Here is a 23610-nt window from a genome sequence, read left to right as displayed (position 1 = left end):
ATGAAATCAGTGCTTCTTGTAGACGATGAGCCGCATATTATTGCGGCGCTGACGCGGCATGTGGGCTGGGAGAAGCTGGGGCTGCGCATTGCAGGAACGGCCGCGAATGGCGTGCAGGCGCTGGCGAGCTACCGCGAGCTTCAACCGGATCTGGTTATTACCGATGTGAATATGCCGCAGATGAACGGACTTGCGCTTGTCGAAGCGCTGCGGCAGGAGGATGCGGGCCTGCCGATCGTTATTTTGAGCGGCTTCGATGAATTTGAAAATGCGCGGCAGGCGATGCGCTGGGGCGTTCATCATTTTTTGCTGAAGCCGGCTGCTGTAGCGGAAATTGAAGGCGTGCTCGCTGAAATTATAGGCGAGCTCGATTTGCAGGCGGAGAAGCTGCGGCTGGAGGAGCATTACAAGTTGGAGCTCGACCGGCTGCTGCCGTATTTGCGCGAGCGATTATTCACCGAGCTGCTGACGACGCGCTATCAGCCGCATGAGCTGCATGAGGAGCGGCTCGCTTATTTGAACATTCCTTCGCCAAAGCACGTGGCGGCGGTGAGCTTGCAAATGACGCGCCCTGCGCTGCTAACGAAGCTGAAGGAGCGGGACTGGCAGCTGCTCAAATTCGGCGCGAACAACATCATTCGCGAAATGCTGGCGGGCAAAATGGGCGGCTCGCCCATCCACGGCTACGCGATTGATTATTCCGACCGGCTGTTCGTGCTCGTTCTGCTGTCGGAGCAGGTACAGGAGGGCGAGCTTTACCAGGCATGTGAGGAGCTAGCTTACAGCGTGACGGAAAAAATAACAGCGCTGCTCAAGCTGGAGGCTACCGCAGGCATCGGTTCGGTACGCAGCAGCTTGCATGAGCTGATCGATTCGTATTTGGAAAGCCGCGTGGCGCTGGAGGCAGCGGAATTTCAAGGGACGAGCCAGGTGTACCCTTATGCGGAATGGGCACAGCTGGATACGACGTATGACCAATATGCACCGCTGCTCAAGCAGTGGAATGAGGCGCTGTCAGACAAGGATTTGGAGCGGGCAGCCCAGCAGTGGGAAGCGATTTATAATCAGCTGCAAAAGGAAGCGAGCGGCTCGCTCACGGATATTCAGACGATTTGCGTCGGCTTGTTCAGCTCGCTGACTTTTTTCTGGAATGAGGCGTTCGCCCAGCATCAGCCGCCGCGTACGCTGTCGCAATTTTTGCAGGGCATCCAGCAGCATTTGACGCTTGGCGACTTGGCACGCTGGATGAATGAGCTCGTAGAGGAATGGCTGCAAAGCGCGGCGCAGGAAATTTCCGGCCGGAAAAGCAATCGGCTTGTCGATAGCGTGAAGCAGTATGTGGCGGCGAATTTCAGCCAGGAAATCAGCTTTGCGGCGATTGCCAAGGAGCTGTTCGTGCACCCGAAATATTTAAGCCAGCTGTTCAAGCGGGTAACAGGGCAAAACTTTGTGCATTATTTGAACGATTACCGCATTCATAAAGCCATCGACTATTTGCAATCGGGCCATCATATGGTGTACGAGGTCAGCGAGATGGTCGGCTTCAATAATCCGACCTATTTCAGCCAAGTGTTCAAAATGAGCACGGGCAAAAGCCCTTCGGATTATTTTCGGATGTGAGGGGATAGGAGACGTGTAGCCTAAAGAAAGCAGAAAGGCCCACATCGTTATTGTGGGCTGTTTTTGCTTTTTTCCTAATCCATTGGGTTAACGGGCAGTTGTATACAGCTACACAACAGGATATTTGGATAATGATGTGGAGTTTTATGCACTTGTTTAAGTATGAACCATTCGAATATCCTACTATAATAAACAAGTTCATTCAAATGGATATGGTGCTGATATTAATCCAATTACATGGTGGAGTGATACCTCAACAGTGGCATGGGTTAATCTATGAGGCAATTAATATAAAGCGGCTTCGTCCTGACCGCTGTTATTATTCAAATGAAAAGCGATTGGCTGACCTAGTAGCATTGCTTCGTTACATTCATCTAGAAGCTAATCGGATTTTTGATGATTCGATTGATTTGATGAACGAATGAATAGCAGCAGTACAATGCATAAAGAGAAATTTGGCGGACACAGCAGCAGCTATTTCAACCGAATTACGGGATAAGGGAGATGTGGCGGACTCAGAAGCCGCTATTATGCTGCAAAAAGCCATTTTGACGAGCTGATGAGGGCAATAACGGATTTCCTGTCCGCTTACGGCCTAAAATCGGGTAAATAGCCAGAATAGCGGAATCTCAGTCCTCGAAAAAAGGAGTGAGCATGCCGAGCTCCGTCGCCTCAGCCGCAGTGGTCTGTTTCTGCAACAATCACATGACGTTAAAGAGTGGGCATCCATTCATAACGCTAAAGAACCTTCCACAATGAATGGAAGAAATAATGGATGTAATCCGTACGTAATATCCCCCACAATTTCCTGCCCCTTTTATATGCTATTCCAAGCCATACTCCCCGAAAAAAATCATCATGATATTTCTTCTTTTCCCTGTTAATGCTAAACTAAGGTCTGATTAGCGGCAATCGGGTATTGCAAAGGCCGCTCCACAACTTCTGACATAGCAAAGGCGGTCTACTTATGCGCAATATTTGGCATATTTATAAAACAGATTGGCTCCATATTTTACGTGTGCCTACCGGCATTTTTCTTATTTTAGCGATTATATTGCTCCCCGGCTTGTACGATTGGGTCAATATTAAATCGGTGTGGGACCCTTACAACAACACGCAGGGCATTAAAATTGCAGTCACGAGCCTCGATGCGGGAGCGAGCGTGCAAGGCAAGACGGTTAATATCGGTGAGGACCTAGTGACAAGCCTGCAAACGAACGAGAAGCTGGGCTGGACGTTTGTAAGTGAACAGGAAGCGATGGATGGCGTTGAAAAAGGCACCTATTATGCAAGCCTGCTTATTCCAGCTGATTTCTCTGCCAAAATAACTGGCATTATCGAAGGCAAAATCGAGCGGCCGGAAGTGGTTTATACGGTCAATGAAAAGGTGAATGCCATTGCGCCGAAAATAACCGGCTCCGGCGTTTCCGCCATCACGAAGCAAATTAATGAAGGCTTCACAGAAGCTGTAAGCGAAACGGTGCTGACGAAGCTGAAGGAAGCGGGCGTAGAAGTGGAAGCGGAGCTGCCGACGATACGCAAGGTCGAGAACGGCATTTTCAGTCTGGAAAGCCATTTGCCTGAAATTGAAGCGGCTGGACAGAAGGTGCTGGAAGTCGAGAGCAAGCTGCCGGAAATCAACGAGAAGGCGCAAAAAATAATCGAGCTCCAGCAGAAGCTGCCAGAGATTAATCAAGCTGCGCAATATGTGCTAAAGCTGCAGCAATATTGGCCGAAAATCAGCGATGCGGCTTCAGAGGTGCTCATTATTCAGGAGAAGCTCCCTGAAATCCAGAAAGCGGCGCAGCGCATTCAGGAGGTCGATGCCAATTTAGACCGCGTGAGCGAGGTGGTCGACACGGCGCTGGACAAAACGAATACAGCGCTTGGCATTGTGACGACGGCTGAGGAGCAGCTGCCGAAGCTTGAGGCGCTGGGGGGAGACGCGATCGCTTTTGCGGATGGACTGAACGATTTTTTAGCGTCGAGCCAGGAGGCATTTCAGGCGATTAGCCCGACTTTGAAGCAAAATTTGCTGCTGGTCAAGCAAATTGCTGATGCTGCCGAACTGCTGACAGCAAGGCTGCAGGAAGCTGATCTTACCAAGCTGCCGACCGCGGCGGAAGTTCAGACGCTCTCTGAGCGGCTCAGTACAGCAGCAGGCGTAATCGGCAGCATAACCAAGGTGATGTCGACGATTAACAGCCATCTGCCGGATGGGCAGCTAAGCGGGACCATTCAGCGGCTGAGCGGTCTCACCGAAAAGCTGAATACGCAAATTCAGCTGCTCGGCATCATTAAGGATGCGATGGACCGGGGAACCGCACCGCCAGCGGAGATTGTAGCGCGGCTGCATGCGGTAACGGAGCAGGTGAGCAGCGATCTTGCCTACGTACTGGAGCATTACGACAGCGATATTGTGCCTGCGATCACCGAAGGCTTGAGCAAATTGCAGCAGCTTGGAGCGGCATCGTCCGATGTGCTGCAAACGGCAAAGAGCAAGCTGCCGGATATCGCCGAGCTGCTCAAGGCCGCGCGTGAAGGGCTGACGTTTGGGCAGCAGGAGCTGACCCGCATACAGGCAGAGCTGCCGGAAATTCGCACGAAGGTGCATGAAATAGCGACGACTTTGCAAAGCAAGACGGACGCCTTCGTGAACGCGATTAACACGGCAGCACCGTTTATCCGCAATGACTTGCCAGCCATCGGCAAAAAAATCGACGCAGCCGCAGCTTTTGTTCAGAATGATTTGCCTGAGGCGGAAAAAGAGCTGGCAAAGCTGGCGGATTTCGTCCAATACCAGCTCCCGGAGCTTACAGACAGCGTGAAACGCGTTGCCGGACTTGTTCGCGACGACTTGCCGCAGCTGGAGGAAGCGATTCGTAAAGCGGCTGACAAACTGCGCGAAGTGAAGGCTGATAACAGCTTTGCGGAGCTTGCGAAGCTGCTGCGCGGCGATATTGAGAAGGAAAGCGAGTTTTTGGCGAGCCCCGTGCTTATTAAGGAAAACCAGCTGTATGCGATCCCTAATTATGGCTCGGCAATGTCGCCTTTTTACGGTGTGCTGTCGCTTTGGGTAGGCGCCACGCTGCTCATTTCGATGCTGCGCTCAGAGGCAGACAATCCGAATGGAAGCTATCGCGGCTACCAGCTGTATTTGGGGCGCCTCGGCACTTTTTTAACAATTGGTTTATTGCAGGCATTATGCGTAACGCTGGGAGACTTTTTTATATTAGGCGCCTATGTTGCAGATAAGCTGTGGTTTGTTTTATTTGCGATGCTCGTCAGCATCGTATTTGTCACTATTACGTACACGCTGTTGTCTGTGTTCGGCAATGCGGGCAAAGGGATTGCGATTATTTTTATGGTGTTTCAATTTTCCAGCTCAGGCGGTACCTTTCCGATCAGCATGACGTCGCCTTTTTTCCAAGCGCTGAATCCGTTTATGCCATTTACGTATGCGATTAGCTTGCTGCGCGAATCAGTTGGGGGCATTTTGTGGGAAACGGTGCTGAAGGATGTGCTGTTCCTGCTCGGCTTTATTGCCATTAGCATGTTCATTGCCCTCGTGCACAAACGCCCGCTTAGCGGCATCATTAAGCGCTCGTCTGACAATGCGAAGAAGACCAAAATTATAGCATAGAGATTAAGGGGAAACGTATGAAAACGTACGAACAGTTCGTGGGAGAAATGATTGCGGCGGCGCAGGCTGCGGGGCTGCATATTTATCAAAATAAAAACCGGCTGGAGACAAGGTCGCTGGATCGCGAGTTTTCGTTTTTTTGTACGCCGAGGACTCACCAGCAGCCGTATCAGACGAGCGCCTATATGTATTTTGAATGGAGCAGCGTGTTGACGGCGGAATCGCTTCGCGAAAGGGAAGAGGCGGCGCTGCAGCCAATTCTCGCTGTCATGCGCAGCGCCGACGACGATGCCGTTAAGGATGAGCCTTGTACACAGCTGCATATTCAGTACGAGTTCGAGGTAGCGGAAAATTTTCAAACGATGACGGATGAAATCAATCAGCAGCTGCTGACGATTTTTCGCAAGTCTATGGGCCATACGAACGTTCCGGTTATAAAATGGGAGCTGATTATTCAAGCCAGCGGCGAAAATCATATTTCTAAAATATCGGCGCAGCAGCACTGGAGCATTCCCCTGCTTTCGGATTCCGGTGTTGGCCCGATTATGGCTGAGGTTAACGATGTTTTGATCGCAATAGGCGAGCTGCCGTTTATCAAAAAGGATTCAAAGTAGCCTGCGGCATGGTTGTAGTGCCAGACGGTTAAGGTTGAAGGAACTAACCATATTGGTTTTATTCATACCAATTTTCGAGGCAAAGAGAGCTATGTGCTGACGAAGCAATATTAAGCTATTGCGAGTTCCAACTGGTTTATTTATTCTAATTCCTTGTACATGCACATATAGGCCCCCGCCTACATAGAATGTAAAATTGATGTTGGTGTACGCTGAGGCTGATTAGGATGCCCGGTAATACAGCATAGGGGGGCCAGACGATGGGATTATTTGCTGCAATCGCTTTGTTTATTAAACAGTTAACGCTACTTGTATCGTACGTGAAAAATAACGCTTTTCCACAGCCACTTCGCGAAGAAGAAGAAGCGAAGCATCTCGCACTAATGGCCGAAGGCAATACACATTCTCGCAATTTACTTATTGAACATAATTTGCGCCTTGTTGCACATATCGTCAAAAAATTTGATAACACCGGCGAAGATTTGGAGGACTTGATTTCTATTGGTACAATCGGGCTGATCAAAGCCATTGAGAGCTTCCAGACGGGCAAAGGCACGAAGCTGGCGACATTTGCTGCCCGTTGTATTGAAAACGAGATTTTAATGCATCTACGTTCCTTGAAAAAAACGCGCAAGGACGTATCGCTGCATGATCCAATCGGCACCGACAAAGAAGGCAATGAAATTACGCTCGTCGATATTCTGGGAAGCGATCCAAATGAAATTGTGGAAACCGTGCAGCTAAAAATGGAAAAAAGTAAAATTTATAAAAATTTAGTCATTCTTGATGAACGTGAAAAGGAAGTCATCATGGGCAGATTTGGCTTGGAGCATGGCGGGGAAGAACGGACTCAGCGAGAGATTGCTAAGGAGTTGGGAATTAGCCGCAGTTATGTATCGAGGATTGAGAAAAGGGCGCTGATGAAGCTTTATCATGAGTTTTATAAGGTGAAGAAATAGGTGCCTTACCTGAAGGCTTTTTGATTCAGTAATGGATTGTCAACATTATAAAATGTACTTCTCGCGATTTGCAGGATGTCGCACATGGCTGATACCGAGTATTTATCACGGTTGCTGTGGATGATAGCTACTTTCGTCCCATGATCGATGTGGATGGCGTATCAGAAGCTCAGCAGAATGACTGGAGAAGCTTTTGATAATCAAATTTAAGGTACGTAATGCACGAAAGGGCTGGGGACGAATTTTGTCTCCAGCCCTTTTGAATTTTACCCGTACCTCTAGGTTTCGATTACTTGATTATATATTTGCTTACGCATACTTACAATTCTAGAGTTTGCTCTCATTCCTATCCGGCATGTGTGCATGCTAGATTGGACGTCAGGAGCTGATTTATTAACGGTCTTTTTTTTATTGCAATGCTATTAACGGGGTATTAATATCGAGATTTCCCGATAAATGCAAAAGGTTTTATTCATCTTGGATCTGAAGTACAATAGCTCTCATAGTAATTGTGAATTTGAATCATGGATAGTAAGGAAAGGAGATATACGAAATGAATCGTTCTTTGCAAATAGACCGATGGGGCAGCATACAATCCATTAGGATGAAGATGATAGCAGGCTTGTTTCTTATCGTTTTGCCGCTGATTGGATTCCTGATTTATATGAATGGCTATGCAATCGACGTCGTCCGCAACCAGGTGGCTGCCTCTAGCAAGGACTTATTAACGCTGTATCGTGACCAGGTGGACGCACGCCTTGTCGAAGCAGATAATTATTTAATCGGGCTCATGCAGGACCCGGATCTCTCGAACATCGATTTTTCCCCGCAGCCCGAGGATCGCATTTTCGCGTCGCAGCGTATCGCGTCGAACTTAACAAATTCTATCCTTCGGTATCCCGTTTTGGACGGGTTATTCGTCTATCTACCCTCAGATGATCAATACTTATACTCCTTCCGCGACCGTTCCACCATGATCGACCGCATGTACATTAAATCCTATATATCGGATAACGTAAGTAAGAATTCTGACATGAGGATGATCACCCAAAAAAGGATGTGGTATGTTCAAAAGAATGGCGACCGCGTTTACCTTCTCCGCTTCTTTGTGCTCGACAACGACTCCATCGTCGGTGCGTGGACTAACGCGGAGTCGCTGCAGACACCGCTTGATCTGCTAGGCATCGGCGAAGAAGGAGCGGCGCTGCTAGGCGACGGGCGCGGCAACGCGATTGTCAATCAAGGTTTTGTCAGTGAACACGGCATTACGATTGAGCCGCAAGCGGAAAGCTATTATCTTACTGGCTCGACGGAGAAATTCCTAGCAGTTAGCGAAGATTCCCGCGAAGGAGAGTTCAGCCTACATGCGTTTATCCCGGAGGATGTGATGCTCCAGCATCTCTCCACATACAAGCTTATTTCCTACTCCCTTCCGTTCGTCGCGGTCCTGATTCTGGCAGCGGCGTTGCTCTTGCTTCGGAAGACGCTCTTACTTCCGCTCAATCGCTTGCTCAAGGTTATGAACCGAATTCAGCAAGGCAATCTCGACACTCAGATCAAGGATTATCCAACTTCTTTGGAGTTCAAGGTCGTTAATGATACGTTCAACAACATGATGGAGCAGATCAAGCATTTGCGAATCAGCGTGTATGAAGAGCAGCTGAATAAGCAGAAAGCGGAGCTTCAGCATCTGCAGTTGCAGATTAGGCCGCATTTTTTTATTAATACCCTTAACATGATGTATATGCTAGCCCGTACGAAGGACGTTACGCGCATGGAGGAAATGTCACTGTGTCTGGTGAGGTACTTCAGGTACATGTTCCAAAGCAATCTGAGCTTCGTTGCGCTTAAAGACGAATTGCAGCATATTCGCAATTACTTGCGAATACAAGAACTACGGTATCCCGACCAGTTGACATACGAAATCGAAGCCCCTTCTTTTCTGTTGTCTACACCGGTTCCGCCTCTGATTGTGCACACCTTTGTTGAGAATGCCATCAAACATGCCATGACAATGGATGAACAGTTATCCTTATCAGTAACAATTGAGATGCTCGAGACACCACAAGCTGCCCTTCATATTGAAATAAGGGATAACGGTCCCGGCTTCAGCCCTACTGTGGTGGAGAGTATCGATCGTGGTGAGCGAATCGTGGACGACGAAGGGGATCATATCGGCATTTGGAACGTGAAGAGGCGGTTGCAATTGATATATGGAGAGCGGACGCAGGTTGTCTTAAGAGACGGGGAGCTGTGTGGCGCCGTAGTGGACGTGACGATTCCTCTCTCGCCCCGAAATGACAAAGAGAAGGACAAGCTTGACCCAGGAGGTATGGACTAATGCTTACGCTGATCATCGTAGATGACGAGAAACTGCTTACAGATTCATTGAAAGGTGACATAGATTGGACTTCTCTCGGATTCGATAAAGTATTCACTGCTTATAATTCGCGCCAAGCAAAAGAGATCTTCGAGCGGGAAAGAATCCATCTTATGGTATGTGATATCGAGATGCCTCAGGGAAGCGGACTAGAGCTTCTAGCTTGGGTGCGCGAGAATCATCCCGACACAGAGACAGTTTTCATGACCTGCCATGCCGAGTTCAAACTGGCACAGCGAGCGATGCAACTGGGGAGCTTCGACTACTTGCTGAAACCGGTTCCGCCGGACGAATTGCTGAGCGTAGGAGGTAAGGTAGTTGCGAAGATTATGAAGGAGAGCAAGGAGAAGCAATACAGTCGGATCGGGCAATTCTGGTCGCGCCGGCAACCGCTAATTGCTGAACAATTCTGGTTAGATCTGCTTCATCATGTTATCCCCTCGAATCCAGATTCCATTAAGCGGGAGGCAGGAGAGAGAGGTATTCCATTCGATGAGAAGCTACAGTTGTTACCATTGTTAATCTCTGTGAAACGTTATCACAAGGATTTCTCTCCCCGGGATCAGAAGGTTTTGGAATATGCGCTAAAGAACAGTGGCGAGGAGACGCTTGGGCTGGAGGGTCAGGGACTTCTGTTTACAACTACAGACCGCGAATTGATGGCACTCATTCCTATCGAAGGAGATGCGGCCCCGCTGCGGGAGCAGTTCAAGGAGAAGGCACGACCGTTAATCGATTATGCGTCTGAGTACTTCTATTGCGACATTGCTATTTATATCGGAAATGCCGTTCAAGGTCATGAATTGAATGGCATGGTAGGAAGACTGCGGGAGCTAGACAAGGAAAATATCGCACTTGCAAAGGACGTATTTCTCTACGATAGTGCTCGTAAGACGCGGGAAACGATCACGTTTCCCGACATGCATGCCTGGTCGATTATGCTTAAGGAAGGACAAGGAGGCCGCGTACTCGATGAGGCTAAGGCATTCCTGTGGACAGCGACAGCGAGTATGGACGTGGATTCGCTGTACCGATTCCATCATAACTTTCTCCAAATGGTGTTCTACGTTCTGAAGATAGAGGGAATTGATGCGCAGCTTTTGTTCGGTGATGATAAGTCTGCCGACCTATTCCGCAACGCGTCCCGATCCGTTCCCGACATGGTGGGCTGGATGACGCATATAATCGGCAAGTCAATGGATCAGGTCCGGAGCATAAGGGAATCGCCTTCCATTCTGGACAAGGTCGAGCAATACGTGAACGCACGGCTGGATTCGGAGCAGCTTTCGCGGGAAGACGTTGCTGCCTACATGTTCTTAAATCCTGATTATTTGGACAGGCTGCTGAAGAAGCAGACGGGTCATTCCGTCACAGAGTTAATTATAAACAAGCGGATGGCGCTTGCGTTGGAGCTTCTGCTCAAGACGGAGCTTCCCATTGGCACCATAGCGGTGCAATCGGGTTATTCCAACCTTGCCCATTTCTCACGGAGGTTCAAACGGTTTGCGGGACTCAGTCCCCATGAGTACCGTAAAAAAAACGTTGCCAATTCCAAATAGATGGCTTCCATGCTAGATGAACGAATAGTCGATAATAGTCAACTGGCATGTCGATTTCGGAGTAGTGGCTATTCTGCCATTGACCGTACAATGAGATCAGGCTCGCGAACATAAGAGTCCACGACACTAGATACGGGGGATGACACATGAACAAAAAGATTGGTTGGACAGGCGCGCTAGTTGCCTTGTCGATGCTGATGTCCGCATGCTCGGGCGGCGGCAGTAATGCTGGAAACGCTTCGAACGGAGCGACTTCTGCAGGGAGTAACGAGGAGAAGCCTTACGAAATCGTATACGCATACCCAACATTTGACAACGTTCCTGCGGACATTCAGCTCGTCCAAGACGAGGTTAATAAGATCGCCAAAGAGAAGATTAATGTCACAGTCAAGCTGCTGCCAATCAGCAACAGCGCCTACACAAACCAGATCAACTTGATGATGTCGAGCGGAGAGAAGCTGGACATGATCGCCATGCTGGGCAACTATAGCACACAAGTCACACGCGGTGTTTTATATCCTCTGGGCGATATCATGGAGGAAAACGCGCAGGGCATTATCGACGCGCTTGGTGAGGACTATTACAATGCGACCAAGGTCGGCGGCATTAGCTACGGCGTGCCGAGCATCCGGGACTTGGCACAAAATTTCGGGTTCGTCATGCGCAAGGATCTCGTGGACCAATACAATATCGAGTTAGGAACGATTAAGAACTTCGAGGAATTCGGCAAGGCGTTCAAGACGTTGAAGGAGAATGAACCTGATATGGTTAGTGCGACAAATCTCGCTGGTGGCACGATACTTGGCACTTACCGGACCTACGATCCGTTGGGCAACGAGCTTGGCGTCCTTTTGAATAGCGGACTTGCCGACTTGAACGTCGTAAACTGGTTTGCGACGGAAGAATACGAGAAAATGGTGCGTCAACTTCGTGAATGGTACTTAGCGGGTTACATTCTCAAGGACGCCGCGACGAATCCGGAATCAAACCACGCCATCGTGAAGTCCGGCAAAGCGGCAGGTTATTTCACCCAGATGAAGCCTGGCTTTGATGCCCAGGAAAGCCGTATGACCAGCCATCCCATGGTGTCGGTGCAGACGGTTGAGCCTGTAGCGAAGACCGATACGGTCACGAACGTGGCCATTGGTGTGGCAGCCAAGTCAGCGAATCCGGCGAAGACTCTACAATTCCTGAATCTGATGTATACCGACAAGGAGATTGTTAACCTGATTGACTGGGGGATTGAAGGCAAGCATTACGTGAAGATGGAAGGCCAGGATAATATGATTAAGTATCCCGATGGTATAACAGGCGATAACGTGGGGTACAAGAACTATGGCTGGATGCACGGTAACCAATTCCTGTCCTACGTATTTGAAGGTGACGAACCCGACGTCTACGTCAAAATGGAGGCATTCAACCAGAACGCTGCTAAATCCAAGGCGCTTGGTTTCTCGTTCAACGGCGACAACGTGAAGAATGAAATTGCCGCTAGTAACGCAGTCTTATTACAATACAAAGGCGTTCTTGAGAGTGGCTCGGTTGATGTTGACAAGGTGTTGCCTGAATTCCTCAAGAAGCTTGAGGAATCGGGCATCAACAAGATTATTGCAGAGAAGCAGAGCCAACTGAATGAGTGGGCGGCTACGAACGGCACATAGGATGAGAACGTACAACGATCCAACCGGACGTCAGAGCCGATTGGATCGTTTCTTAAAGAAGAGACCTTTCGGGAAAGGGACGAGATAGGAATGGATTATACAAAAAAAAGACACCGTACGTTCTTTAAATATTTACCGCTTACACTGCTCATGCTTCCGGGTCTTGCTTACCTGCTGATCAATAACTACTTACCGCTGCTTGGCATGTTCATTGCATTCAAGAACATCAATTACTCTCAGGGTATTTTCGCGAGCGACTGGGTAGGTTTTAGCAATTTCGAGTATCTGTTCAAGACGAGTGACGCCTTTATTATTACAAGAAATACGATTCTGTATAATGCCGTTTTCATTATTCTCGGAACGGTCCTCGCCATCGCGTTCGCTATTCTGCTAAATGAAGTGAGGAAAAAGGTACTGTCGCGCTTCTATCAGAGCGTCATCGTTCTACCGCATCTCATTTCATTCGTAGTCGTTGGCTATCTGGCTTACGCCGCGTTCAGCATGGAGACGGGCTTCATGAACAAGACGATACTGCCGCTTCTGGGCATTGACGAAATATCTTGGTACACAGAGCCCAAGTATTGGCCATACATTCTGACCATCGTGCATCTATGGAAGTCGGTAGGATTCTCTTGTATCATTTATCTGGCTTCTATTATCAGCATCGATACCGAATATTACGAGGCGGCAACACTCGATGGGGCGAGTAAGTGGCAGCAGATCCGTGCGATCACCATCCCCCTTATTACGCCAGTCATCGTGATGTTGATGCTTCTTGGCATCGGACGTATCTTTTATTCCGACTTCGGCCTATTCTATCAGGTGCCAATGAACGCTGGAGCGATCGCCGATACGACCAATGTCATCGACACCTACGTTTACCGCGGTCTTATGGTGCTGGGCGACATCGGCATGGCATCCGCCGCAGGAGTCTACCAGTCGCTCGTCGGATTCGTGCTCGTATTGGGCGCGAACTATATCGTCCGGAAAATCAACAGGGAGAACGCCTTGTTCTAGGGCGAGTGGAGGAGCATAACAACCATGGCTATCGAAAATAAAGCTATAAACTGGATCGCTAATGTAACGCTGTCGGTGTTCGCGTTGGCCTGTATCATACCATTCGCGCTACTGATCATGGCATCGCTTAGCAGCGAAGCAAGCATTATTCGGAACGGCTATACATTCTTTCCGGAGCAATTCAGTTTGTCTGCTTACGAATACTTGTGGACACATCATCTTGAGCTGGGCCGAGCATACGGCATTACCGTGTTCATCACAGTTGTCGGTACGGCGGTTAGTCTTGCGATTACCTCGGCGCTTGCCTATCCGTTATCGCGCAGGGATATGCCGTTGCGCAACTTCTGGACGTTTCTCGTGTTCTTTACTATGCTATTCAATGGCGGGCTGGTACCGACTTATCTGGTGTACACTCAACTCTTCGATATCAAGAACACCATATTCGGACTGTTACTGCCGGGGTTGCTCATGAGCGGCTTCAACGTCCTGCTTGTCCGTACATTCTTCATAACGTCCATTCCACCTGCCTTGATCGAAGCGGCTAACATTGACGGCGCGGGTGAGATCAAAACGTTCTATCGGATTGTGCTTCCGCTGTCGCTGCCCATCATGGCGACGATCGGGCTGTTCCAAGCTATTAACTATTGGAATGATTGGTTTAACGGTCTTATCTACCTGACCGATTCACGTCTGTTCGGTATACAGACTATTTTGACAAAGATGATCACGGACATCCAGTTTCTGACGAGCAACAGCAACGCGGCCGGCACGGGCGCGAGCCAAGCGATTTCTGAGCTGCCAAGCACCTCCGTGCGAATGGCGATTGCGGCGGTCGGCGTGCTTCCGATCCTCATTGCGTACCCGTTCTTCCAGAAATATTTTGTCAAGGGCATTACGATCGGAGCTGTCAAATAAACCTGGCAGGGCCGTCATTATCAGCTATTCGGACTATAGGAGTTGAAGACAATGAAATTCTCCAATCCCGTCTTGAGCGGTTGTTATCCCGATCCCAGCATATGCAGGGTCGGAAACGATTATTATTTAGTCAACAGCTCATTCAACTATTACCCCGGCATTCCGATCTTTCACAGCAGCGACTTGGTCAATTGGACTCAGATCGGGCACGTGCTGACTAGGGAAAGCCAATTGCCTCTAGGGACTAAAACTAGCGGCGGCGGGGCCTTCAGCTTCACGGGAATCTATGCACCTACTCTGCGTTATCGCGGCGGTCGCTTTTATTTAATCACCACGAACGTACAGCATGGTGGGAACTTCATTGTGACAGCAGATCGGCCGGAAGGGCCTTGGTCAGAGCCCGTTTGGCTGGAGTGGGGCGGTATTGATCCTTCGCTCATGTTCGATGAAGATGGAAAGGTGTACGTGACTGGTACCGGAGGAGGAGATGAGCTTCCGGGCATCTATCAGGCGGAGATGGATCCCGATACGGGAGCCATTCTTACGGAGCGCAGGCTGATCTGGGAGGGAACGGGAGGCAGCTACCCCGAAGGTCCGCACTTGTATCGTATAGCCGATTGGTATTACTTGCTTATTGCGGAAGGTGGTACTGAGTTCGGTCATATGGTGACAATTGCAAGAAGCAAGGAGCCTTACGGTCCATTCCAGTCTTGTCCGAGCAATCCTATCTTGAGTAACCGCAGTACCGGCTTACCGATTCAGGCAACGGGTCATGCCGATTTCGTCGAAGCGCATGATGGAAGCTGGTGGGCAGTCTACCTGGGTATCCGTCCTCTTGGTTATCCGTTCTATCATCATTTAGGTAGGGAAACGTTTTTAATTCAAATTACGTGGTCGGATGATGGTTGGCCTGTTATCGGATATGATGGCAAGGCTCAATTAGAAATTGAGGGCCCATCCTTTTATGAAGGAAGTCTTGGTAAATGCGAAGGCATTTGTCGTGATGATTTTAACAGCGAGTCGCTCAACCTGCATTGGAATTACCTTCGCAATCCGGTGCCAGAGGCGTATTCGCTCACGCGCCGGCCAGGTTGGCTAACGCTCCTCGGTATGGAACAGGGACTTGATGGGACCGAACGTCAGACGTTCGTCGGCCAGCGGCAGCGTCATTTGGAATGTAAGGTATCTGCCTTGCTGGATTTCGAGCCTACTCGAGATGGAGAGGAAGCTGGCTTAACCATTTATATGAATGAGAAGGGGCATTATGAGATTGCCGTAACTCGCATTGACGGGGTTAAGACGGTACTGTTTCGCCGGAGAATAGGCTCCTTGTGGAAAGTGGAGCGGGAGGAGACCATTCCCGTAGGTTCCATCCTTCTAAGCATCGCAGCAGATGCGACTACTTATGTCTTTGCCTTTACATTGAACGGTAAGGAGGAGACGGAGCTCGGACGGGGAGAATGTTTCTATCTGTCAAGCGAAGTGGCCGGCGGTTTTACAGGAGTCTACGTTGGCTTGTATGCTTCCGGCAATGGGATACCAAGTGACTCACCGGCACAGTTCGATTATTTTGATTATAGAACTAATTAAATTTCAGGATTAATTTTCAAATCTGTACGACCAAGATTGGACGTAGGCCGCTAATTGATTAGCGGTCTTTTTTATTTTTATATCGCACTTTACTGATAATGTTTAATTTTTTTAAAACCAAGCCTGCTTCATCTTCTGCACCAAATTGCTTACCGTAGATGATGCGGGATATTCATACTGTTCAAGCTATTATGGAAATTCTGGCTTACCCACAACAGATAGTCAGAGGCCCCGCATGATAGCCACAGTAAATTAAGATCATTCGATGACCGCGATGTGGTGAAATACTTGAAGTTCTGCACATTCCTGAGCAAAGCGGAAACGGAAGCGCCAATCGCTTTGATTTTTCCTAATTTCAAAAAAGTGCAATTGCAGGAAAAAAGAGATTAACCTATGGTGGGATTATCCCACTGAAAAGAGGCGATCTATTTGGAAGCTGTAAACACTTCTCATATCCTTCCGCTTCGCAAGCCAATCATTGATGTCAATTCGTACCATGCTTTCTCCCAAGCAATTGTGCTGACGGACGAAGCGTTGTCGCTGCCGTGGCTCTTTAGCCACTACATCCATCTGTTTGGCGTTCCCGAATTTGATAAGGGCAACTTTATTCATTTCGCATCCTATTCTTTTTTTCACGAACTGCCGTATACCTTTGTGTCAAAGCTGCATACGGATCAATTGAGGTCGTGGTTTGATGATACATTATCCTTCTTCATCGATTGCTTGCACAAAAATCAATATTTAGCCATCGCGCTAGACGAATATTATATTCCCGGCACGTCCTCTTATCAAACCAAGCAGCAGGTGCATCATTTGCTTATTCACGGCGTCGATGTTTCGCAGCAGCTGTTCTATGTTGCCGGCTACTTTTCGAATCCGCCGGTCTATGACTCGGGTAGACCGGTAAGCTTCGATCTGCTGCGAGAATCGCTTCGGCATGCTGGGCCCATCAGGCAGCGTATCAGCCAGACACTAGAGATTATCCAGTATCCATACCGGGATTTAAGTACGCCAGCTTTTGAGCTTGACGTTCATTTTATCGCAAGGTCACTGGAGGAGTATTTGCTGTCCAAGCCGTTGACCGAAAAAAATCCGCAAAGAATCCATTTTTGGTTCGGCCTGCGATTGTATGATTTGCTTGAGCAATTCCTTGAAAGGGAGCTGGAATCAGAGCAGCCGCTCATTCATATGAAAGCGCTCCAGACGCTCGTCAATCATAAGCAATGGATGATGAAAAGAATCGAGTACTTGCATGCTCACAAGCTGATTTCCGATAACGGTCTGTTTGCGATGGGGCAGGATGTGCTTAAGCAAACCGTAATCCTTCATCAATGGTGTGTGAAGCAGCGGGTCAGAAGGGACCCGAGCAACATCGTTAAGGCCATTCGCTGCACGCAGCAGTTAAAGCGTAGTGAGGCGTTATTTTTGGAAAAATGCTTGAATCAATTGGTTATTACTTAACGATTTCTAAAAAGTGCAAATGTTTAAAAAAAGTGCAATAGAAGGAAATAACACTTATTCAAAGCAAGAAACCGTTCATCAAAAAAGTCTTATTGCACAGCGAACACCGATGTCTATAAAGTTGAGGAAGGCCATTGACTCACAGAAGCTACATCGACCATGTTGTAGATGAGAGGAGTTGTTCACCCGCTTGGCAATGAAGACAACGCTTACAACCTCACCGATTCAGCATCAGGTCAGTCGACACACAAGTCTGCTTGGCGTTATGCTGCTGCGATTGATTTACCTCATGTATTACGCCTTGCTGTACCCGCCTTATTATTTCTGGAACAAACGCGATTTCAAAAAGCAAACGAAAAAAAATCCCTTCTACGTCAGCAAGCTCGTGCGATTGGTAGAAAAGCACCCCCGGCTGTATGAGCTGTCGATGTTTGTGCTGAACTTTCCAAGACCGACAGCGGTTTATCATTTTTTGCCTGAATTACAAGGAAGAGTGCTGCAGGTTGGCTGCGGGACGGGGCTTCTGAACAAGCATGCGAAAGGATGGAGGCATGCCGAGTTTTTTAATCTCGATATTAATGAAAAATATCTGCAATTCGGCATGAAGAAGGGCCGGCTGCACAATTGCATCCATTCTGGCATTTATCAGGTGGACAAGGCGGATGAAAGCTTTGACAAGATCGTCTTCGCCAGGTGCTTTCATCACATCCGGCATCATAAAAAAGCGTTTAAGGAATGTGCAAGACTACTAAATAAAGGAGGGGAATTGTGGATTCTGGATCCTGTTATTTTGGAGGAGCAGGGCTCAGGCAAACAAATGAGCGCGGGTTATATGGCCAATTCGTCTATTGACGGCGTCATTTGGCGTTTTACGAAGCAAGCCTTCATCGAGCACGTGCTGGCTTCACTACCTGGGGAATTGGAGCTCATTTCGATCACGGAAAATCGGCAGCCGCACTTAACCAATTATAATTTGAAATACCCGCAAACCGATATTTTGGCGGTTATTCGAAAACGAAACGAAGGGGAGAACAAGTAATGCTGCAGACGCAAATTATTACGATTATTTCCGAAATCAAGAACGAGCCCGACCTGGCAGCTACGCTGACGGGAGCTTCCGACATGCTGAACGATGCGGGGCTGGACTCGCTCCAGCTGATTAATTTCATACTCCGGATTGAAGACGAATTCGAAATCGAAATCGATTTTGACCAATTTGATATGGAGCATCTGCAGTCTATCGATATATTTTGCGACTTTATTCAAGCCAAGAGCGCATGAGGCGGGCTGGAGGCGTAACGACGATCCATTGCGGCGCCTTCGATGCGGAGACGCTGTGGCGGGATGAGACGCTGGCGAAGCTGCCAGCCCTGCCTGACCCGCAGGCGAAGGCGATAGTTGGCGCCATGGACGAGCTGTTATTTTTATTTTGCGAAAGCTCGGACGTGCTGCTTACCCGGAATCCGGTGGCTCCGGCGCAGCTTCGGTATTTGAGCGACATCGGCTTGACGTTCAGGACTAGCGATGAGCCACTTGAGGATAGCGGCGGAGCGCAGGACGTAAATCCCTTCCAGCAAATGCTGAATAAAGGGGCAGTGCGCAAGTATAAGGAGCTGCTTCCGCCAGGCGGCTTTATAGAGCCGTTTGCCGTACTGGACGGCTTGCAGGAGCTGTCCTCGCTTTATCGGCTCGATGGGCGTTATCCAGCTATGGAGACGATTCGGCACGTGAATTCCAAGCTGTATTCGGCAGAGCTGAGAGAAGGTTTGGGGTATGGCCCGCCTACGAGGATTGTGAGGAGTCATACGGAGCTGAGGCGCGCCGCCGAAGCTATGCTGCTTGCTGGCCCCGTGCTTGCTAAAGATACGTTTGGGGTATCTGGCAAGGGAAACTTGCTGATCCAAAGCACGGCGACACTGGAGCGTATAGCCGGGTATGTCGCTGTCCAGGAGCAGAAGGGAAAATCAACCTTGTTTCTGCTCGAGCCACTGCTGGGCAAGGAAGCTGATTTTTCATGCCAATTCCATATTGATGCGGACGGCGGCTATGAGCTCATTTCCGTACAGCAGGTTTTGAACGCCGAATTTGCCTATCAGGGCACGTTCAGTGCAAGTGTGGAGCTCATAGAGAAGCTGGAGCGCGAAGGCTATTTCAAGCTGATGCAAAAAACGGCCGAGATGCTTTATGAGAGCGGTTACAACGGCCACGTCTGTGTCGATTCGATGCTGCTGGCGGACGGCAGTCTCGTGCCTATTGTAGAAATTAACGCGCGCAAGTCGATGAGTCTGATCAAAAAACGGCTGGACGATTATTTGGCCGAATTTTCGCTTCAGGGGAACCTTACCTATTTGTCCGTCATCTGCCTTGGAATCGTGGAGTACGCCGATCTGCTTGCGGCTATGGACCGCGAAGGGCTGCTCTTCCGGCCTGAACGGGGAGAGGGAATTCTCCCGCTTAGTGCTGGTACGTTCACGATTAATCAAGCACCCGGTTTAAAGCGCAAGGGAAGGCTCTATTTGTCCGCGGTCGCGGGGCGGATAGAATGCTGCAGCGAGCTGCTTGCCCGCATGCGAGCCCTCCTGAAGTCTCGCGGTATTGCCGTAACCAATTAAGCGCCTAAAGGGAATGAGGAGGAAAATAAGATGGGCAATAGGGCTAATCGGGACAATCACTTTACCACGATTCTTTGCTCAGGCTTCGGTCTTGGTTTCTATAACCCTGGTTTAATTGTGAACTATCAATTGAGACAGCGCGGCATACTGACCGAGGTGCTGGTATTCGAAAGTTTCATGCAATTAGAAAAGCAAGCAAAAATCGTAGACAGCAGGAAGGCTTATCATGCCAATTTCGCACTTGCGAAAATCGCCACTAAGCTGCCTAAGGATATTCGGGACAGCTTCGATCCGGAAAAAATCTTTGACCTGCTAAACAGCTGGGCGGCGGAGGGACGAAGGAGGTTTATTTCCTTGTCTGGGCATTGGGTGTACATCCTGGAGCTGTACAGAGAGAAGCTTGGTGCCGCCGCCGCCGAGCTGGAGGTCGATCTGCTGTATGTGGATTCGGATCTGTCACCTTCTTGGAAAAGCCTCAAAAAATATATGCCCGATTATCCGGACCGTTACCGAGAGGTGTGGCTGTATGCGTCGTCAACGTTGTCTATTCATCTGCAAATTCGTGTTGGCGACGGAGAACCGCTGCCTTTCGCAGGTAGAGCGCCGAGGTATGTCATTCACGGCGGAGGCTGGGGGATGGGGACGTATCAAGGGAAAATACCGGAGCTTGCGCAGCTGGGGTTTGCCCTTGATGTCGTTGCTTATGAGCCGGCGGAGGCTCAGGGGCAGCAGCTTGGCAATCGTTATTACATGAACGATCCCGAGTGGACGGCTTGGAATAAAGGAGAATCCGGGGAGCATGAATTTCCAAGGTTCGGCGAGATTAGGCCGGATACTGCACCGTCATTTTCCAATTTGCCGTCCCACCACGGTCTCTATGATGTCATTCGTCAGGCGAAGGGCATCATTAGCAAGCCCGGTGCGGGGACGCTGATGGATTCGCTGGCCTCGGCCACGCCAGTCATTATGCTCGAACCGTTCGGCGAGCATGAGAAGAGAAACCTGGAAGTATGGCTGGAGCACGGACTCGGAATTACCTATGAGGATTGGGAGCGGGCGGGATTTGCAGAGGAGGCGCTAGCGACGATTCATGAACGGCTGCTCGCGAAACGAGCGGCTACGAGATCGTATACGGACGACTATTTGGAACGAATCGTTTGAGGGTGAAGGACGGTAACCTCAGGGAAGAGGGCGAGATGATGGCAATCAGAACGGAGTCCGCGCCTGCCGCGGCTCAAGCGTTAGACCTGCACAGTCCCAAGTGGATTTTTCTGCAGCTGATCGAATCGTGCAATTTGCGCTGCAAAATGTGCTTCGAGTGGGGGGAGAACGGCTCTTACAAGGAGAAGCCGGAGCTGAAAAAGCTCGATATCGGCGTGGTGAAACGGATTATTGAGGATTGCAAGGATACACGTCCCTATTATGAGCTTTACGGGGGAGAGCCGCTGCTTTACCCATGGATCGACGAAGTATTGGAGCTCATTCATACAACGGGGAGCAAAGCACATTTTCCTACAAACGGTACTTTGCTGGAGCGGCATGCGGAGATGATTATGGCCTTTCCGCCAGAGCGCATTTGGGTGTCGCTTGATGGTCCTGAGGAAATTAATGACGCACAGCGGGGAGCAGGCGTCTTCCGCAAAGCAATGAAAGGCATCCGCAAGCTCTATGAGCTTAGGGAAGCGATGGGCAGCGAATACCCGAAAATTGGCATCAGTACGACCGTCACGCCGACGAATTACAGGCATTTGGAGCGATTCTACTTTGAAAGCGTAGACCTTGCGATGCTGGATTGTATTAGCGTCGAGCTGCAGCAGTATGTCACCCGGGAGCGCTACGATCACTACGCAGGCGTGCTGCGGGAGCATTTCGATATTGCCGCCGCGCCGATTGCCAGAGGCTTCATCGCTGATCCTGCGCAGTTCGCGGAAGTCGATGCAGCGGAGCTATGCCGGCAGTTGAAGCGAATCGAGCGCCACTGTGCGGAGCACGGCATGTACTTCAATGCGTATCCGAAGGTAATCAGCGAGGAAAATATCCGCCATTATTTTAATGCGGAATGGTCCAAGGTTACCAATATGAAGAAGCGCTGCGTTTTTCCATGGATCAGCACGGAGGTGAGTGCTAGAGGCGAGGTAACCTCCTGCCACAATTTCTACGATCTATCGCTTGGGAACGTCAATGAGCTCAGCTTAAAGGAGATCTGGAACGGCACGAAATACAAGCAGTACAGGGATTATTTGCGCAAGCAGCTGTTCTCTATTTGTCCGGGCTGCTGCTTGTATTATAACGAGAAGCCGCGCTGAGCGGCCTTACCAAAGTTGAGACGGTAGAGGCTCGCTCCGCGCAGAAGTCTCTGCTGAGCTTAAGGGGAGGGAAGTAAGCGTGCAGCCTAAAACAAATATCCGAATGGATGAGAAATCGTTCGAGATTCTAAAGCGAACGATTCGAAACGCAGCAATCCCGATGAGGCAGAAGAGGGAAAACCCGAAATACAAGACGGAGCTTCCCGAGGTTGTCGCCATTAAGCTGACCAACCGCTGCAATTTGCGCTGCAAGCATTGCTACCAATGGAACGAGGATGGCTACCATCATCAGATGGAAACGGCTGAGCAAAATTTGGATATCGACGTGTCCATTGTGAAACAGTTGTTCGAGGATACGAAGCAGGCGAAATCCCGCTTGTATTTGTGGGGCGGCGAGCCGATGTTCCACCGGCAGTTCGGCGACATTTTGACGATGCTGGAGGAGGATCCCCGAGAGGTCACGATTTGCTCGAACGGGTTGCTCTTCGATCAATATATGGAGCAAATACTGCGTATTTCTGAACAGCTGGAGCTGCTTATCGCCGTGGAAGGGTTTGAGAAGGATCACGATCTCATCCGGGGAAAGGGCTCTTACAGCAAGGTGATGAAAGGCATCGACCAGCTGCTGGCGCTTCGATCGGAGGGCCGGTTCCATGGACGGATTTCGGTCCATTGCGTCATTAATAACGCAAACATCTATTATTTATACGACTTGATGGAGAGCTTCGAGCAGCGGGGAATTGATCTCGTGCTGCTGACGTTCCCCTGGTACATTGCTCAGGATACGTCGCTGCAGATGGATGATTATTTTCGCGAGCAGTTTGACTGGCTGCGCCATATTGAAGAGGGAGAGAAGAGCAGCTGGCACGCCTTCAAATACCGGATAGAGCCGCATCATCTTCCCTCCCTGCTGGAGCAGCTTCGCAAAATGAACGAGCGTGTCTGGCACACCCGTCTGCGCTACCAGCCGGGGCTCGAATTTGACGAAATTGAGCGTTTCGTCACAGGCGAGGTCATGACCAGCCGCTGTGCGACCGATTGTCTGGCGCTGGCTACACGTATTGACGTAACGCCGACGGGAAACATTTCGGCCTGCAAATTTTTCTCCGAGTTCACGGTTGGCAATCTAAAAGAAAAAAGCCTTGAGGAAATATGGAATTCTGAGGAATACGATCGTCTTCGTGAAACCATCAATAACGGCTTGACCCCGGCATGCTCCAAGTGCAATGTGCTTTATTTGCATGGCGTCTCGGCGCTAAAGCACATATAGGAG

Annotated in this window: 18 protein-coding genes; all 18 read left to right on the top strand. The window is 49.5% G+C overall.

The window, feature by feature from the left end; all coding sequences use genetic code 11:
- A complete protein-coding gene (locus tag AC50Y5_RS16850; protein WP_494862239.1) occupies nucleotides 1-1620 on the top strand; it encodes a response regulator in 1620 nt (539 codons plus the stop codon).
- Nucleotides 1621-1751: 131 nt separating this feature from the next.
- On the top strand, nucleotides 1752-2045 hold the full coding sequence (locus AC50Y5_RS16845; protein ID WP_494862238.1) for a hypothetical protein: 294 nt from the start codon (nucleotides 1752-1754) through the stop codon (nucleotides 2043-2045).
- Nucleotides 2046-2587: 542 nt separating this feature from the next.
- Complete coding sequence (locus AC50Y5_RS16840; RefSeq protein ID WP_494862236.1) at nucleotides 2588-5263, top strand: YhgE/Pip domain-containing protein; 2676 nt, start codon at nucleotides 2588-2590, stop codon at nucleotides 5261-5263.
- Between the two features lie 17 nt (nucleotides 5264-5280).
- Nucleotides 5281-5877: a hypothetical protein gene (locus AC50Y5_RS16835; protein ID WP_494862234.1), complete on the top strand. Its 597-nt coding sequence runs from the start codon at nucleotides 5281-5283 to the stop codon at nucleotides 5875-5877.
- Between the two features lie 260 nt (nucleotides 5878-6137).
- Nucleotides 6138-6836: an RNA polymerase sporulation sigma factor SigK gene (gene sigK / locus AC50Y5_RS16830; protein WP_056035418.1), complete on the top strand. Its 699-nt coding sequence runs from the start codon at nucleotides 6138-6140 to the stop codon at nucleotides 6834-6836.
- A gap of 553 nt (nucleotides 6837-7389) precedes the next feature.
- Nucleotides 7390-9177, top strand: coding sequence for a sensor histidine kinase (locus AC50Y5_RS16825; RefSeq protein WP_494862232.1), 1788 nt, complete (start codon nucleotides 7390-7392; stop codon nucleotides 9175-9177).
- Nucleotides 9177-10775 (top strand): response regulator transcription factor, encoded by a 1599-nt coding sequence (locus AC50Y5_RS16820; RefSeq protein ID WP_494862230.1) that lies wholly within the window; start codon nucleotides 9177-9179, stop codon nucleotides 10773-10775. Before AC50Y5_RS16825 ends, AC50Y5_RS16820 begins: the two co-directional genes overlap by 1 nt.
- A 146-nt stretch (nucleotides 10776-10921) precedes the next feature.
- Nucleotides 10922-12436 carry an ABC transporter substrate-binding protein gene (locus AC50Y5_RS16815; protein WP_056035410.1) on the top strand — a complete coding sequence of 505 codons (1515 nt, stop codon included), beginning with the start codon at nucleotides 10922-10924 and terminating at the stop codon, nucleotides 12434-12436.
- Nucleotides 12437-12526: 90 nt separating this feature from the next.
- The gene (locus AC50Y5_RS16810) at nucleotides 12527-13453 is read left to right on the top strand and encodes an ABC transporter permease (protein ID WP_056035407.1); all 927 of its coding nucleotides are present in this window, start codon (nucleotides 12527-12529) and stop codon (nucleotides 13451-13453) included.
- A 24-nt stretch (nucleotides 13454-13477) separates the two neighbouring features.
- A complete protein-coding gene (locus AC50Y5_RS16805; RefSeq protein WP_494862227.1) occupies nucleotides 13478-14368 on the top strand; it encodes a carbohydrate ABC transporter permease in 891 nt (296 codons plus the stop codon).
- Between the two features lie 51 nt (nucleotides 14369-14419).
- A complete protein-coding gene (locus AC50Y5_RS16800; RefSeq protein WP_056035399.1) occupies nucleotides 14420-15958 on the top strand; it encodes a glycoside hydrolase family 43 protein in 1539 nt (512 codons plus the stop codon).
- 429 nt (nucleotides 15959-16387) lie between these two features.
- Entirely contained in the window at nucleotides 16388-17419 is a 1032-nt protein-coding gene (locus AC50Y5_RS16795) for a hypothetical protein (RefSeq protein WP_494862225.1), read from the top strand.
- A gap of 196 nt (nucleotides 17420-17615) precedes the next feature.
- On the top strand, nucleotides 17616-18458 hold the full coding sequence (locus tag AC50Y5_RS16790) for a class I SAM-dependent methyltransferase (RefSeq protein WP_235533158.1): 843 nt from the start codon (nucleotides 17616-17618) through the stop codon (nucleotides 18456-18458).
- 2 nt (nucleotides 18459-18460) lie between these two features.
- The gene (locus AC50Y5_RS16785; RefSeq protein ID WP_056035458.1) at nucleotides 18461-18700 is read left to right on the top strand and encodes an acyl carrier protein; all 240 of its coding nucleotides are present in this window, start codon (nucleotides 18461-18463) and stop codon (nucleotides 18698-18700) included.
- Nucleotides 18697-20031 (top strand): ATP-grasp domain-containing protein, encoded by a 1335-nt coding sequence (locus AC50Y5_RS16780; RefSeq protein WP_494862223.1) that lies wholly within the window; start codon nucleotides 18697-18699, stop codon nucleotides 20029-20031. The genes AC50Y5_RS16785 and AC50Y5_RS16780 overlap by 4 nt, the downstream gene beginning before the upstream one ends.
- 30 nt (nucleotides 20032-20061) lie before the next feature.
- On the top strand, nucleotides 20062-21192 hold the full coding sequence (locus tag AC50Y5_RS16775) for a hypothetical protein (RefSeq protein ID WP_056035387.1): 1131 nt from the start codon (nucleotides 20062-20064) through the stop codon (nucleotides 21190-21192).
- 35 nt (nucleotides 21193-21227) lie between these two features.
- Complete coding sequence (locus AC50Y5_RS16770) at nucleotides 21228-22337, top strand: radical SAM protein (protein WP_235533156.1); 1110 nt, start codon at nucleotides 21228-21230, stop codon at nucleotides 22335-22337.
- Nucleotides 22338-22416: 79 nt separating this feature from the next.
- Nucleotides 22417-23607, top strand: a complete 1191-nt coding sequence (locus AC50Y5_RS16765; protein ID WP_056035384.1) for a radical SAM/SPASM domain-containing protein — start codon at nucleotides 22417-22419, stop codon at nucleotides 23605-23607.
- Nucleotides 23608-23610 lie beyond the last annotated feature (3 nt).

This window comes from Paenibacillus sp. JT22N7, from assembly GCF_059383875.1.
This window is presented reverse-complemented; position numbering and strand designations above follow the sequence as displayed.